Source organism: Pyrococcus yayanosii CH1, assembly GCF_000215995.1.
Taxonomy (GTDB): domain Archaea; phylum Methanobacteriota_B; class Thermococci; order Thermococcales; family Thermococcaceae; genus Pyrococcus; species Pyrococcus yayanosii.
Genome location: NC_015680.1, coordinates 1,198,427 through 1,213,368 on the forward strand (window position 1 = coordinate 1,198,427; position 14,942 = coordinate 1,213,368).

The following is a 14,942-nucleotide window of genomic DNA, read 5'->3' on the forward strand; positions in this document are numbered from 1 at the left end:
TAGTGGCACAAACCTTATATTTCATGAATCACTGGAAGTGATAAGGTGGGGAAGATGGAGAAGATAAACTTCATATTTGGCATACACAATCACCAGCCCCTTGGGAACTTCGGATGGGTCTTCGAGAGCGCCTACGAAAGGGCTTACAGACCTTTTCTCGAGGCCCTCGAGGAGTACCCGAACATGAAGGCGGCTATCCACATAAGCGGACCCCTCGTGGAGTGGATTGAAGAGAACAGGCCGGAATACTTTGACCTGCTCCGCACACTCATCAAGAGAGGCCAGGTCGAACTCGTAGTCGCCGGCTTTTACGAGCCCGTGCTCGCGGCAATCCCCAAGGAGGACCGCATAGAGCAGATAAGGCTTATGAAGGAGTGGGCCAAGAAGCTCGGGTATGATGCAAGGGGCGTCTGGTTAACCGAGAGGGTCTGGCAGCCCGAGCTCGTCAAGACCCTCCGCGAGGCCGGGATAGAGTACGTGATCGTGGACGACTACCACTTCATGAGTGCCGGTCTGAGCAAGGAGGAGCTCTTCTGGCCCTACTACACGGAAGATGGTGGTGAGGTCATAACTGTTTTCCCCATAGATGAGAAGCTCCGCTACCTAATTCCATTCAGGCCAGTTGAGAAAACCATTGAATACCTCCACTCCCTCATAGATGATGACGAGAGCAAAGTTGCGGTCTTCCACGACGACGGGGAGAAGTTCGGCGTCTGGCCCGGCACCTATGAGTGGGTGCACGAGAAGGGATGGCTCAGGGAGTTCTTCGAGAGGGTATCCAGCGACGAGCGGATCAACTTGATGCTTTACTCTGAGTATCTGGAGCGCTTCAGGCCCAAAGGATTGGTATACCTGCCAATAGCCTCCTACTTCGAGATGAGCGAGTGGTCCCTTCCGGCGAGGCAGGCAAAGCTCTTCGTCGAGTTCGTGAACAGACTCAAGGAAAGGGGCGAGTTCGAGCGCTACCGCGTCTTCGTTCGTGGCGGCATCTGGAAGAACTTCTTCTTCAAGTATCCAGAGGGCAACTACATGCACAAGCGGATGCTGATGATCAGTAAGCTCGCAAGGGATAAGCCAGAGGCTAGGCGCTTCATTCTCAGGGCCCAATGCAACGACGCCTACTGGCACGGCGTCTTCGGCGGCATATACCTGCCCCATCTGAGGAGGGCCATCTGGGAGAACATTATTAGGGCCCACGTCCCCATCGGAAGCTTCGTCAAGGACATAGACTATGACGGCCGCGAGGAGGTTTACCTCGAGAACGAGAATTTCATAGCGGTATTCAAGCCGGCCTACGGTGGGGCCCTCTTCGAGCTGAGCTCCAAAAGGAAGGCAGTGAACTACTGCGATGTCCTCGCCAGGAGATGGGAGCACTACCACGAGGTCTCCGAAGCGGCGACACCCGAGGAGGAAGGCGAGGGAGTGGCAAGCATCCATGAACTCGGCAAGAAGATTCCCGAGGAAATTAGGAGAGAGTTAGCCTACGACAACCATCTCAGGGCGCTCCTCCAAGACCACTTCCTCTCTCCTGAGACAACCCTCGACGACTACAGACTCGCCCGCTACGAGGAGCTCGGCGACTTCTTGACGGGCCCCTACAATTACGAGCCCTTCGAGAACGGTGTAACACTCTGGAGGGACGGGTACCCCGGGAGAAGGGTGGAGAAGTCTTTCCGCCTCACCGAGGACGGCTTCGTTGTCGATTATAGGGTGAAGAGCGATGCCAAAGTCCTCTTCGGCGTGGAGCTGAACTTGGCCGTGCACAGTGTCATGGAGAAGCCAGAAGAATTCGAGGCCGATAGGGTAGAAATAGACGACACCTATGCCATCGGGAAGGCCGTCATCGAGCTCGACAAAAGGGCGAGGGTCTGGAAATATCCCATAAAGACACTATCGCAAAGTGAGAGCGGGTGGGACTTTATCCAGCAGGGTGTCAGCTACACTTTCCTGTTCCCCCTTGACGGCGAGTTGAGGTTCAGGCTGAGGTTCAGGGAGCTCTGATTTCAAAACTTTCTTATTTTAGCTGGCTGGAAAGGAGGGGCCTCGGCTAGGGAGGCCTTCATCACCGCTCAGGGCCCGAAAGTTTCCCCTCATCGGCCCGGAGTAAAGCGAACCCTCACACGCCTCTTCTTAGTCTCGGGGAACGCATAGAGGGAGAGGAACAGCCACGCCAGGCCGGAGTACAGTCTAAGCTTCTCAAAGGGATCTCTAAACTCCCCGCTGACTCTATGGCAGCCGGATTCAAGCGTCACGAGCATTAAGCCCGTCCGGTCATCTCGCATGACCTTTAACGGTTTATCGCCAGATGAGATGTGCCAGTGAGGGTAATAGGCCTCAGAGATTCTGACCATGGACGTTTCGTTAACGTCAACTAAGAGGTAAAAGCGTCCGTCGCTCCTGAAGAGGATTGAATAGTTTAGGGATATCTGCCGGATGGAGAGCAATCCCTCGATAATGGAGAGTTCATAAGAGGAATTCCAGTAAAGGGAGTGGAATATGAGATTGCCCCCAAGGAAGTAAACCCGACCCCTTCCGTAGTCTCTGAAGCCTATCAGAGTTAGGTTGCCCGCCCTTACGAGAGGGGTAACGTTCTCGAAGAGAGGACCAAACCAAGGGCCATCGGCATACTGGAAGGGGGCAAAGAGAGAGACATCGTAAACGGAGGAGCTCAAGTTCCCCACCGGTCCAACCTCGACCTCAGCACCGAAGGCCTCACCATCAGCCTCTGGAGCCCATATTACGGTACCCCCTTCCCTTGCGAACTCCTCGAGTCGTTTAACTTCTTCCTCGGTCGGCATCCCTGCGTATATTATAGCATCAACGCCGGAGAGTTCGTTGGGGAGCTTCGGTAGGTAGGCGTAGTCGAAGGGCAACTCCCAGTACCGCCCGATGAGGAGGACGCGGACGGGCTGAACGAAGCTGACGTTCGCCTCATAGACCCTGTAACGGCCGAACTCCACGACTGGTACGTACTCGAGGGACCTCAGAAAGTCTTCGGAAACCAAGCCGCAGTCCCCTTCGATAACAAACCTCACAGCGTAAGCGCGAAGATAATAGGTCAAAGTTGGGTCACCTATAGAGAGGAAGTACCAAAGCTTCTCTTCTCCTTCCCTCGCAGGATTTCCTTCATGATACCAGCCGTTGAAGACCGTCTTACCGGTGAGAGCCGGGAGATAACTGGGCCATGAGAATTCGCAAGGTGCATCGACAATGAACCTCCAGTCAACCCCCGGCTGCTCTCCCAGCCATTCCGCGAGGGCAAGATAGTCGTCAGGAAGCCTAGGAATGGTAGGCAGGAAGAGCAAAGAAATCACCAGAGTGACCGTTAGGGGGGCCACCAACAAGACCTTTTTGGAGGTAACATCGACGGCCTTCGCTCCAGCGACGGCCACAATGTAAGCTAGGAGGTCAAGCCACCTGTAGGGAGGGATTATACGGAGCAGGAGCAGTGAGTGAAGCCACGGGGTGGGAGAGTAATATCCAAAGGAGAGGTATATGAAGATAGCCGCCAGGATGAGCTCCCTAAGTCCTCTCCTCTTCAAGACGAGAATTGAAAGAGAGAACACGGCCAGTCCCAAGAGAAACTCAGGTCTTAAGAGGTCCGATGGAGGAACGCTATAAGCTTTGAAGAGGTGCGTCCCATATATATCCCAAAAGTCCACCCAGGCCCTCTCGAAGAAAAAGGGGACGTACCAGAAGGCCACTAAGAGCATCGTGAGCGCGGTGAGTTTGAAGGCGTTCTCGATGGTTCCCATCTTCACCAGCCTCTCCCCATATAGGGCGAGCGTCAGAACGAGCAGCGGGATTAAGATAGAGTGGTGGGTGAGCAGAATGGCCGAGATTGCCAGGGACGAGAAAACGACCGTTCGTATGTGCCTCTCGGAGAGGAGCAAAACGGCAAGAACAAAGAGGGGAGCGAGATTTATCGCGTTTGCCCTTGGGAAGTTGGCTTCCACGTATACCACGAACAACTTAGATGGGAATAGAAGGTAAATGACGGGACCAACGTACGCTCCCAACCCGAGCCCAAGCCTCCTTAGAAGGAAGAACATAGACCAGGCCCCGATAAATGATGTGAGCACGAGTGTAAAGCTATAGCCGAGGATATCACTCCTAAGAATTTTCCCGAAGAAAGCTCCGAGGAGATAGGAGGCTGGCGGATAAAAACGGAAGAAGGGAAAACCAGCATACCAATCCTCTATCCAGGGCTTCCATCCATCTTCCATGAGCTTGTGAATCTTAAAGAGATGGCCGTTCCCATCAACTGGAAGAGCAGGTGGTGATGGGGCTGTGATAAGGGGGAGGTAGATGAAAATCGACAGCAGGAGAAGCAGGACGAAATAGGCCTTCTTCACAATTCCGCCCCCTTGATTAGCCTGAGGAGCTCCTTAAGACCCGCTAACGTGGCGGCAAAGTAAGTTCCATCATAACTCCCAGCAAGCCAGAGCTCATCTCCCGCCTTCACGAACCTTACCGCAAACCCTCCCTTCTTCAGCCAAGGACCCTCTCCCTCGACCTCAAGGGCCTCGGAGAATCCAACAACCTTCGCCCTCCTGAGGAAGCTAGGATGTGAAAGTAGGAGCTCAAGGAGTTCTGGAAAGGCTCTTTCGTCAACCCATATCATTATCTCGCCCGTGGAGAACTCGTGGATTACCCTCATCCTCCCCCCGTCCAACCGTGCATCGGCCACGTACCTCTCGCTTCCCTCGACCTCGCCCAGCTTAATACCCTTAAGAAACTCGTTCAAGAACTTAATTGGATATCCCGTATCCAGTATTTTAACCACCGCCATCCATGCCCCCCGAGAATTTAAAAATCCTCCAGACTAAAACGGTTGCGGTAGTCATGAGGGTTTCCCTGAGGTTCCAGTCGGTGGTATATCTATACCTCATAGGACTCATCGCATTAGCGGAGCTCTTGCCTGCGGCCTACGTGCTCGAGGGGGTACTATTGTTTCTGTTCTTCATGGTATTCTCGGGGACCATCTTCTACATTCTGCTGATGCTCGCTACGAGGCGTTCTTATCCGTCCGAGGTCTCAGATGATGAACCTAGCCCCCTCGACCCTCTCGTCTACGTCCTCGTGCCTGCCCATAATGAGGAGAATGTTATAGGGAAGACCGCCAGGAGCGTCTTAAATCAGGACTACCTAAACTTGAAGCTTTTTCTAATAAACGACAACTCAACGGACGGAACGAGGAAGATCATGGAGGCTATAAAGCGCCAGAACCCGAAGAGGGTGGTCGTGATAGATGTCCCACCCGATAGGGGGCGCAAGAAGCCCAGGGCCCTTAACTATGCCCTCGAGCTGATAGAAAAGGAGCATGAAAAGCCGGAGTTTGTGTTCATCCTCGACGCTGACTACATCCTTCCTCCCGATGCGATTAGAAAGCTCGTGAGGATAATGGAGAAGGCTCCCAACTACGTCATCGGGATTCAGGGGAACGTGAGACCTAGGAACTGGCGGAAGAACTTCATTACAAAGTTTATAACCCTCGAGAGGCTCGCGGGCTTCAACGTTGCCATAGAGGGGGATATGAAGCTCAACGAGAACGGGAAGTATGGAGGAACGGTGGCACTGATAAGATTTAAGGACCTAATAAGGGTCGGCAAGTTTGGGGAGGATGCCATAACGGAAGACACAGAGCTCTGGGCGAGAGCCCTTATTTCAGGCTACCGGTTCTGGTACTACCACGGGATTGTGGGATGGGAGGAGGCTGTCGAGGACTTAAGGCACTACATAAAGCAAAGGAGCAGGTGGGCCCAGGGGCACCTCCAAGTCATGATTGATTACTACTGGAACGTCCTGAGAGGATGCACGACGCCCGTGGAAGCCTTCGTAGAGCACTTCTACCTCCTGAGTTACCTCGTGCCCGTGTTCTGGCTACTCTCCCTGCTACTTAACGGCTACCTACTCTTAACCGGTGCAAGGAGCTTCGGCCTAATACCTCCGAAGATATCGATAGCCATGTCCATTGTGGCCTTCCTGGTGTTCTGGGCCTCTATAGCGTACTCAAACTGGATTGAAGGAAAGAGAACAGGCCTTCAAATTGAGTGGAGCTTCATCGCAGCATATCCACTATACTTCTCGCTCTTCGTATTCATGGCGGTTATCTATACGACAAGAGCCCTCCTAAGGCTCATAGCGGGAAAGTTTCACTGGGAAAAGACGAAGAGGTTCACCTGAAGGGATTCTTGAGCACGAGCATGTCGATACGACCGGAAGATACTTCGTCGTATAGGAGAGAGATTAGGGAGAGTGACACCATCTCCCGGGAGAGGAGGTGCTCGAAAAGCCCCTTAGTGATTATCAACAGACCGAGGAAGAAATACCCTCCCTTCAGCATGTCGGCAACTAAGAGCACCAAGCCTATGAGAACGTGTCCAAGGGCATAGGCACCCAGAGGTGGTGAATACATCCTGAAGAGCCTCCAGTAGACCGGGAATCTCGTCCTCTTCAGGGAAGACAGAAAATCCCTGTACATTATAGAGGACGTTAGGAAGAAGAAGGTCCCCAAGAGGTACGAGAGAGTCTGCTTAGGTCTCGCCCAATAGAGATTCAGGACTGTGAAAAGGGCCGCCAATAGGGTGGCCACGTAGAGGTACAGCATATATGCGCGGACGATCATGAGGAGAGAGCGTCTCTCCCCGGGGACGTTCGAATATATCCTCATCCCCGCCTCACCCTGAAGTCGAGAGGCTTCTCAAGCCCCCAGAAGCGGCAGAAGGAGCACACTTCTCCCTGGGCAGGCATGCCACAGACCTTGCACTCTTTGAGCTCCACCTTCTCCCTGAGCTCGAAGAGGTGCCTCTTCCTGAGATAGCCCTTCACGAAGTTCATCTTCGTGCCCGGTCTCTTCTCTTCCATCTCGTTGAGCATCGCCTTCATGTCAAGTGTCGTGGCACCCCTTGCATGAGGACACTCTTCCACTATATATTCAAGGCCGACAGCAAGCGCGTAAGCCACGACTTCCCTCTCTGTGAGCTCGTAGAGGGGCTTAACTTTCTTGACGAACTTACCCTCCCCCGGCAACAGGGGGCCTCCTTTGGCGAGGTATTCGGTGTTCCAGTGGAGGATGTTGTTGAGAAGGAACGATGCCTCATCGTCGAGGTTGTGACCCGTCGCTATCGCATCGAAGCCGTTGTCATAGGCAAACTTGTTCATTATGTAGCGCTTCGTCAGGCCGCAGTAGGAGCAGGGGGGCCTTCTCGTTTTAACCTCACCGATGCCATAGCCGAGAAGCTCCTTGACGCGGACGATGTGAAGCGGGGCACCAATAATGGCACACTGCTTCCTCGCGTAGGCCTCGCTCTTCTCCGAGTACTCGCCTATGCCGAGATTTATGTGAAGGCACTCCATATCATAGCCAAGCTTATTGAGGACATAGGCAGTTACGGCCGAGTCCTTTCCGCCGCTGACCGCAACGAGAATTTTCTCCCCCTTGCGGAGAAGTTTGTATTTCTCTATCGTCCTCTGGACCTTCCTCTCGAAATACTCGACGAAGTGCTCCTCGCAGAGGTACATCCGAGGATAGTGAAGCTTAATGTAGGCGGGCCTCCCACAGAGCTTACATCTCACGGTCCCACCTGAAAAAAGGTGAGAAGGGCCGTTTTTAAGGTTAGCCCTCCAGGGCCTCAATCTTCTCCTTCCAGTTGCCGGGTCTCTTGAACTCCTTGAGAGTGTAGAGACCCTCCTTAACGAGTATGCCCCTAGCGGCCATTATGCCCGTCGCGGCGGCATTTACTATGTCCCTGCTTAAACCTGCACCGTCACCGGCCGCGAAGACGTTCTCTATGCTCGTTTCAAGGAGCTCGTTTACCTCCACCTTCATGGCGTAGTACTTTATCTCGGGGGCATAGAGGAGAGTGTGGTCGCTAGCTACTCCGGGAATTACTTTGTCAAGCTTTTCAAGACCCTCGATTATGTTCGTCACGACCCTGTGTGGAAGAGCCATGGCTATATCGCCGGGGGTGACGTGCTTAAGTGTCGGCTCAACATCACTCTTCCTTATCCTGCTCCACGTGCTCCTTCTGCCGCGCCTCAGGTCACCGAGCCTCTGTATTATGGGCCTTCCCCCACCTATGGTGGTGGCCAGCTGTGCTATGCTCCTCCCGTAGGCCGTCGTATCCTCAACGGGCTCTGTGAGCTCTATTCTGCTCAGGAAGGCAAAGTTTGTGTTGTTGCTCTTTTTATCCCTCATGGAGTGCCCGTTTACGCCGACGTAGTTCTCGTACCTCTCCTCCACTACAAAGCCGTTGGGATTCGTACAGAAAGTCCTCACGAAGTCGTCGTAGGTGTCCGTGTATATGTGGAACTTTGGATCGTGGTTTATGCTGGTTATTGGCTCCATGACTATGGCCGGAACCTCCACCCTCACACCCACATCTATCGGCCCATGTCTCGCCCTAAGGCCTATCTTCCTGGCGACGTCATGGAACCAGTCCGCACCTCCCCTACCCGGGGCCACGATTATGTAGCGGGTTTCTATCGTGAAGATATCCTTTCCCCTTCTAACCTTCACCCATCCCCTGTTGAACTCCAGGGCCCTCGTCCAGAGGAAGAACTTGACGCCCTTGGACTCCAAGTGCTCCTTGATGCTCTTTATAACCTCTGGGGTGTGGTCGCTCCCTATGTGCCTCTGGATTATAGGGATGAACTTCACGCCTGCTTGAGCGGCCCTGCGCTCCCAGTAGCGTATCTGGTCGGGATTACCCTTATAGAGCTTCCTTGGGGCCCCGTGCTTGAGGAGTATCTGGTCAACCTCCCAGACGAGCTGCCAAGAATAATTCTCGTCATTCGTCAGCTCCGTCAGGTCACCGCCGATGTCGGGGCGGAGGTTTATCGTCCCGTCGCTTAAGCCGCCAGCACCACCGACACCGCTCATTATGTGGCAGGGCTTACAGCCGACGCAGTAGCCGAGCTCGTACATTGGGCAGATCCTCTGCTCGACATCACCGCCTTCATCAATTATGAGAACCTTCAAGTTGCTCCTCTCGACGAGCTCATAGGCCGCGAAGAGACCGGCGGGACCAGCTCCTATTATCACGACATCAAACTTATCGTCCAGAACCATATTTCCCTTGCCAAAGTGAAGTTCATCGCGGTTTATAAAGTTTTTGGCAGATTTCAGTTAAAAAGTTCGCCATTAATTTGCGAAAACGATCATCCTTTTGGTAAGTTCCGCAGGGCCTTCAAGAACCTCTCGATGACGTCCTCCGGGGCGGGGCCATCAAGACCCACCAGCTTGGGCTGTTCACCTTCAATGAACCTCTCCAGAACATCCACGGCCCATGTCCAAGCCTCCGTGTAGTTGTTTATGGTAGGTGGTGTCTCATCAACCCTGTACCACTCCCCCGTCTTGGCGTCGTAAACGGCGAGGATGGGAGGAATGGTATCGCAGGGGCAATCCACGTAGACCAACTCTATGATGAAGTCACCGAACTGGAGGAAGCCATTTACCTTGAGCTCGCTGCGCCAGTCCATGTTCCCACCAATATTTATGAAAGAACTTTCACTTTTTAAACAAAATCCTCTAAAACACCGACAACAGAGGAGTTCCGGGTGGGGGTCATGATTGTCGCCGTCACGGACATCCACGGTAACGCCAGCATGGTCAAGAAGCTTGCCGACGAGTTGAGTGGCCTTGACTTCGAGATGATCCTAATCGCAGGTGACGTAACACACTTCGGGAACGGTGTGGAGGCCAAGAAAATCCTGGAGCCGCTCTTAGACCTTGGAAGGCCTGTTCTCGCCGTGATGGGTAACTGCGATGGGAGGGACGTTTCCGAAGCCCTTGAAGAGCTGGGAATAAGCGTCCACAATAGAAGGATTGAGATCAATGGAAAAGGAGTTGTAGGGTTTGGCGGCTCAAACATAACGCCCTTCTCGACGGTCTGGGAGTTTACGGAAGAGGAAATAAAGAGGGGCTTGGAGAAGAACTACAGGGCAGGGGACATCATCTTAACGCACGCACCTCCTCACGGCACCTCCCTCGACAGAACGGTCTCAGGCCTTCACGTTGGAAGTCAAGCCCTCAGGAAGTTCATAGAAGAAAGAAGGCCACCCCTCGTAGTCTGTGGCCACATCCACGAGGGAAGAGGAGTGGACGTCATCGGGGAAACCGTGGCAGTAAATCCCGGCCCCCTCTTCCGGGGTTATTACGCTCTCATAGAGAACAGGAAAGTGGAACTCAGGAGGCTTAGGTAGGCCTCACCATCTTAAGGAATATCTCCTCCAGGCTAGGCTCCCTTACCTGCATCATCAGAATCTTGGCACCCTGTGATACCACAAGGTCATGAACTGCCTCCCTGACGTCTTCGGGTGCAATAATCCTGTACCTGTTCGGTCCGACCTCTTCAACCTTCCATTCGACGCTCTCGAAGCTGACGGGCTTGTTCGTTTCTAACATTATGATGTATCCGGCCTCCCTCAGGAACTCCCTCTTTATGTTGTTAAGGGCATCTTCCCGAATCAGCCTGCCCTTTACTATGACGCCGACCGTGTCGCAAATCTCCTCCACGTGGGCCAGTATGTGCGAGGAAAAGAACACCGTCTTGCCGGCTTTCCTCTGCTCCCTTATTATCTCCTTGAACTCGGCGATTCCCGCCGGATCAAGGCCTGTCATTGGCTCATCAAGGATCAGAAGGTCTGGATCGTTTATCAAGGCTTGAGCAAGAAGAAGCCTCTGCCTCATGCCCTTTGAGAACTTGCCGACCTTTTTGTTCCTCACATTCCAGAGGTCCACAAGCTTCAAGAGTTCTTCAATCCTTTTCTCCCTCTCGGCCTTTGGGAGCCCAAAGGCCTCGCCAATCAACTCAAGAGTCTGGAACGGTGTTAGGAATTCCCAAAGAGTCGCATGCTCGGGCATGTAACCAATTCTCTTCTTGGCTTCAATAAGAGACCTCTCCCTGAACTTACCTCTGCTAAAAACCTCGGTACTAAACAGTTCAATCATGCCTTCTTGTGGACGTATCAGGCCCAGAACGCTTAATATCGTTGTGGTCTTCCCAGCTCCATTGGGTCCAAGGAATCCGTAGATCTTGCCTTCCCTGAGCTCTAAGTTCAGGCCGTCTAGAGCTTTAACGCTCCCATACCTCTTGACTAACCCCTCAATCTTTAGGATCGCCATTGATATCACCTCAGGTCAATCTTCCCAAACCTGAAGACTGCTAGGCCGAGATACACAAAGGTCATCGCCGCAAGTATTCCCAAATTGAGAATGTTCCTCGAGACTGAGTATGCAACACCCTGATAAGAGTATGTGATTGTGCATTCCTCTTTTATCACGGCCACGTAATACTCAGAACCCGTGAAGGTTTGTTCGGTGAACTCTCTCCCAGCGGACGTAGAACCGCCGCTGCAGTACCCTTCCCCCTTTGTGACGTTAACTTCTACCTTCACGGGGCCGCTCGAGTAGTCTGGGGTGCCGAGCTCAGTAGCCTTATAATACGTGACGTTCCTAACCACAACGTGTTCAAGCTTTGAAAGGTTGCCAAAAATTATGTTGAGCTGGGCATTAGGGTTGAAGAAAAGGAACTCCGTCTTGTACTCCCTCGAGAGTCTCTGACGTTCGGCTTCAAGTAACTTCATCTTCTCTTCGTAGGCTGTCCACTCCTCTTCCGTTATGTTACCGTTAAGCTGGGGCACCTCAATAGGCCCAAGCTTCTTCTCCACGACCTTCTCTGCATCTATATAAGCCTTATATTCAACGAGGGCCGGTGAGATGAGAGCCAGTAAAAAGAACAAGACAAGAGCCGCCCCCATAGCCCCGGAGGAGGACTTTATCATAGTCGAAAGCAGGTAACCTAGAGCAAGTAGCTGGATCATTGCAAGGAGGAGCACCAGGTTCATTAAAATTGTGTCTCTAAGGAGGGATGTCGTTAAGTCAATGCCAAGGTACTTTATCCCAAAAACCGCTACGAGGGATGAGAGCAATATTGCAAGTGCCAAGATCACCGTGTTAGCTAAAATCTTGCCGAGAATGTAGCCGGCCCGAGTTATGGGCTTGCTTATGGCAATTCTTATTGTCCCCTTCTCGACTTCGGAGTTTATTGCAGTTGCACCAAGGAGTAGTGCGAGTATAGAAACAAAAAAGCCTACCATGCCCTTAACAGCATTAATAAGACTGCTTACCAAGTACTCCTCCGTGTAACCTTTACCAAAGAACTCTCCAGAAGCCTTTATTCCATAGAGCACCGGCAAATACAGAACCATCATGATAAGGACTATTATCCAGAACTTCTTTGTTCTTAGACTCTGCTTGAGCTCGAGCCTGAAGCTCCAGAGCATGCTATCACCTCCAGTCGATACGGGCAAAATGAGATATAGTAGTATAAAAATTTTTCTGTGTCTTGGAATATGAATTAACCTCACAACTGAATGAGGAAAGGATTAAATTCCAGCGAGATAAAGAAAGAGTGGGGAAGGCCATGGGAATAGTAAGGGCTCATCTAAGGATTTACGGGAGAGTCCAGGGCGTCGGATTCAGATGGAGCATGCAGAGAGAGGCGAAGAAGCTTGGCGTCAACGGATGGGTCAGAAACCTGCCGGACGGCAGCGTCGAGGCGGTACTAGAAGGAGAGGAAGAGAGAGTCGAGGCCCTCATAGGCTGGGCCCACCAAGGGCCACCCCTCGCCAGGGTCACGCGGGTGGAGATAGAATGGGAGGAACCCAAGGGGGAGAAGGGGTTCAAGGTTGTTGGGTGACTGCGAGAGGTAGCTTTCTGGGGCAGTATTTGACCTCACACTTGGGACATATCATCTTCTCCCTATTTTTCTCCGGTGTGTGGATGACTATCTTCTCGAGGGTGGTCTCTGCCCTAAGAGCCGTAAAGATGTCGAAAGGAAGGATTCCATCTATAACGACATAAACTTTGCTATCACTCTCGTAGGGATTCCTGCCGGATATCTCAACGACCCTTATGCCGTGCTCCGCGAGAAGGGAGAATAGCTTTGCTATGGCCCTCTCATAGGAGCCCTTCTGAATAGTCAGCTCAAGAACCTCCCAACCCATTAGGGGGGCGACTGAGATAAGAGTCGAGGTTGGGCTTATGTTCTCGAAGAGTATCTTGAGAGCAGGCTTCGACTCGATGTACTCTATGGTATGATAAACTATCTTCCTGTTCACACCCGTTGCTTTAGCTATTCCACTTATTGGGACCTCAACGTCTCTCACATAAACTTTTCCATTCTTTACGGATAGGCCTGCCTCCCATAAGAACTCCACAACCTTCCTCCTGGCCGGGAAATTCTTAAAGTAGGCTTCCAATATGTGTATCATTTCTGCCACCTCTTACTCAATATTGGGTAGAGATGAATATTTAAATCTTTCCGGCATTAGGGACAACCTTTTTATACGAGCCGGAGAGGTAGTGAAAAAGGGAACGGAGGGCTAAGGCATGGGAAAGTTCGCCGAGAAGCTTGAAAAGGCGATAAGGGGGTATACTTTTGACGATGTCCTTCTGGTGCCCCAGGCCACGGAGGTTGAGCCAAAGGATGTGGACGTTTCTACCCAGATAACTCCTAACGTGCGGCTCAACATACCAATTCTAAGCGCCGCTATGGACACCGTGACGGAGTGGGAGATGGCCGTCGCTATGGCAAGGGAAGGAGGTCTCGGCGTCATCCACAGGAACATGAGCATCGAGGAGCAAGTTGAGCAGGTGAAAAAGGTCAAAAGGGCCGAGCGCTTCATAATCGAGGACATAATAACGATTAAGCCCGAGGAGACCGTTGAATATGCCCTTTTTCTAATGGAGAAGAATGACATAGATGGACTGCCCGTCGTTGACGACGATGGCATGGTCGTGGGTATAGTCAGCAAGAAGGACATCGCGTCGAGAGATGGGAAGCTCGTTAAAGAGCTGATGACCCGGGACGTCATAACGGTGCCGGAGAGCGTCGAGGTCGAGGAGGCACTCCGGATAATGGTGGAGAACAGGATAGACAGACTGCCCGTGGTCGATAGGGAGGGCAAGCTCGTCGGTCTCATAACGATGAGCGACCTCGTAGCGAGGAAGAAGTACAAGAACGCCGTCAGGAACGAGAATGGGGAGCTCCTCGTCGCGGCCGCCGTCGGCCCCTTTGACATAAGAAGGGCTGTGGAGCTGGACAGGGCCGGTGCGGATATCATCGTAGTCGACACGGCCCACGCTCACAACCTGAGGGCGATAAGGGCCATGAAGGAAATCAGACAAAAGATAGGGGCAGACCTAATAGTGGGCAACATAGCGAACCCGAAGGCCGTGGATGATCTCACCTTCGCCGATGCAGTGAAGGTTGGAATCGGGCCAGGAAGCATATGCACGACAAGGGTCGTGGCTGGGGTAGGCGTGCCCCAGATAACCGCCATAGCCCTCGTGGCAGATAGGGCCCAGGAATACGGGCTGTACGTTATAGCTGACGGAGGAATAAAGTATTCCGGCGACATAGTGAAGGCCATAGCGGCGGGAGCGGATGCGGTAATGCTCGGCAACCTGCTCGCAGGCACGAAGGAGGCTCCCGGCAAGGAGGTCATAATAAACGGCCGGAAGTACAAGCAGTACCGCGGGATGGGTTCGCTCGGAGCGATGATGAAGGGTAGCGCAGAGAGGTACTATCAGGGCAGTCACATGAAGACGAGGAAGTTCGTGCCCGAAGGAGTTGAGGGCGTGGTTCCATACAGGGGAACCGTGAGCGAAGTCCTCTACCAGCTCATTGGAGGATTAAAGGCAGGGATGGGTTACGTTGGTGCGAGGAACATAAAGGAGCTCAAGGAGAAGGGCGAGTTTGTTATAATAACGGGCGCCGGACTGAGGGAAAGTCACCCACACGATATAATAATAACGAACGAGGCACCCAACTATCCCCTGGAGAGGTAGCATTTTCTCAAGATCTCAAGGGAAGAATTCATTAAGCTGAGGGAAAGGGGCTCAGTCATTCCCAAATATCCAAGGGTTTGAAGAG

Annotated in this window: 14 protein-coding genes; 5 read left to right on the forward strand and 9 right to left on the reverse strand. The window is 52.6% G+C overall.

Annotated features, from left to right (window positions below; genetic code table 11):
* The first annotated feature begins 54 nt into the window (after positions 1-54).
* Positions 55-2,001: an alpha-amylase/4-alpha-glucanotransferase domain-containing protein gene (locus tag PYCH_RS06720; RefSeq protein ID WP_013906095.1), complete on the forward strand. Its 1,947-nt coding sequence runs from the start codon at positions 55-57 to the stop codon at positions 1,999-2,001.
* Positions 2,002-2,090: 89 nt separating this feature from the next.
* On the opposite strand, the gene PYCH_RS06725 is transcribed toward PYCH_RS06720, so the two are convergent.
* Positions 2,091-4,355, reverse strand: coding sequence for a 6-pyruvoyl-tetrahydropterin synthase-related protein (locus tag PYCH_RS06725; protein WP_013906096.1), 2,265 nt, complete (start codon positions 4,353-4,355; stop codon positions 2,091-2,093).
* Positions 4,352-4,792, reverse strand: coding sequence for a hypothetical protein (locus tag PYCH_RS06730; RefSeq protein WP_013906097.1), 441 nt, complete (start codon positions 4,790-4,792; stop codon positions 4,352-4,354). The genes PYCH_RS06725 and PYCH_RS06730 overlap by 4 nt, the downstream gene beginning before the upstream one ends.
* Positions 4,793-4,794: 2 nt before the next feature.
* Here PYCH_RS06730 and PYCH_RS06735 point away from each other — a divergent pair, with 2 nt between their 5' ends.
* The gene (locus PYCH_RS06735) at positions 4,795-6,186 is read left to right on the forward strand and encodes a glycosyltransferase family 2 protein (RefSeq protein ID WP_013906098.1); all 1,392 of its coding nucleotides are present in this window, start codon (positions 4,795-4,797) and stop codon (positions 6,184-6,186) included.
* Here the strand turns inward: PYCH_RS06735 and PYCH_RS06740 are convergent.
* The 4 genes from PYCH_RS06740 to PYCH_RS06755 all read right to left on the reverse strand — a co-directional run bounded on the left by PYCH_RS06740 (position 6,179) and on the right by PYCH_RS06755 (position 9,483).
* On the reverse strand, positions 6,179-6,673 hold the full coding sequence (locus PYCH_RS06740; protein ID WP_013906099.1) for a hypothetical protein: 495 nt from the start codon (positions 6,671-6,673) through the stop codon (positions 6,179-6,181). The two genes, PYCH_RS06735 and PYCH_RS06740, sit on opposite strands and share 8 nt — an antisense overlap.
* Entirely contained in the window at positions 6,670-7,578 is a 909-nt protein-coding gene (ttuA, locus tag PYCH_RS06745) for a tRNA-5-methyluridine(54) 2-sulfurtransferase (protein ID WP_013906100.1), read from the reverse strand. Before ttuA ends, PYCH_RS06740 begins: the two co-directional genes overlap by 4 nt.
* A gap of 40 nt (positions 7,579-7,618) precedes the next feature.
* Positions 7,619-9,073 carry an NAD(P)/FAD-dependent oxidoreductase gene (locus PYCH_RS06750; RefSeq protein ID WP_013906101.1) on the reverse strand — a complete coding sequence of 485 codons (1,455 nt, stop codon included), beginning with the start codon at positions 9,071-9,073 and terminating at the stop codon, positions 7,619-7,621.
* A gap of 89 nt (positions 9,074-9,162) precedes the next feature.
* Complete coding sequence (locus PYCH_RS06755) at positions 9,163-9,483, reverse strand: hypothetical protein (RefSeq protein WP_013906102.1); 321 nt, start codon at positions 9,481-9,483, stop codon at positions 9,163-9,165.
* Between the two features lie 87 nt (positions 9,484-9,570).
* On the opposite strand from PYCH_RS06755, the gene PYCH_RS06760 reads away from it, so the two are divergent.
* Entirely contained in the window at positions 9,571-10,206 is a 636-nt protein-coding gene (locus PYCH_RS06760) for a metallophosphoesterase (RefSeq protein WP_048058257.1), read from the forward strand.
* Here PYCH_RS06760 and PYCH_RS06765 read toward each other — a convergent pair.
* Together PYCH_RS06765 and PYCH_RS06770 are read right to left on the reverse strand one after the other, a co-directional pair.
* Positions 10,199-11,128: an ABC transporter ATP-binding protein gene (locus PYCH_RS06765; protein ID WP_013906104.1), complete on the reverse strand. Its 930-nt coding sequence runs from the start codon at positions 11,126-11,128 to the stop codon at positions 10,199-10,201. The genes PYCH_RS06760 and PYCH_RS06765 overlap by 8 nt on opposite strands.
* 5 nt (positions 11,129-11,133) lie before the next feature.
* A complete protein-coding gene (locus tag PYCH_RS06770) occupies positions 11,134-12,288 on the reverse strand; it encodes an ABC transporter permease (RefSeq protein ID WP_013906105.1) in 1,155 nt (384 codons plus the stop codon).
* A 140-nt stretch (positions 12,289-12,428) separates the two neighbouring features.
* Here PYCH_RS06770 and PYCH_RS06775 point away from each other — a divergent pair, with 140 nt between their 5' ends.
* Positions 12,429-12,704, forward strand: coding sequence for an acylphosphatase (locus PYCH_RS06775; RefSeq protein WP_048058258.1), 276 nt, complete (start codon positions 12,429-12,431; stop codon positions 12,702-12,704).
* On the opposite strand, the gene PYCH_RS06780 is transcribed toward PYCH_RS06775, so the two are convergent.
* Positions 12,688-13,278, reverse strand: a complete 591-nt coding sequence (locus PYCH_RS06780) for a hypothetical protein (protein ID WP_013906107.1) — start codon at positions 13,276-13,278, stop codon at positions 12,688-12,690. The two genes, PYCH_RS06775 and PYCH_RS06780, sit on opposite strands and share 17 nt — an antisense overlap.
* 118 nt (positions 13,279-13,396) lie before the next feature.
* Here PYCH_RS06780 and guaB point away from each other — a divergent pair, with 118 nt between their 5' ends.
* Entirely contained in the window at positions 13,397-14,857 is a 1,461-nt protein-coding gene (gene guaB / locus PYCH_RS06785) for an IMP dehydrogenase (RefSeq protein ID WP_013906108.1), read from the forward strand.
* Positions 14,858-14,942: the final 85 nt, after the last annotated feature.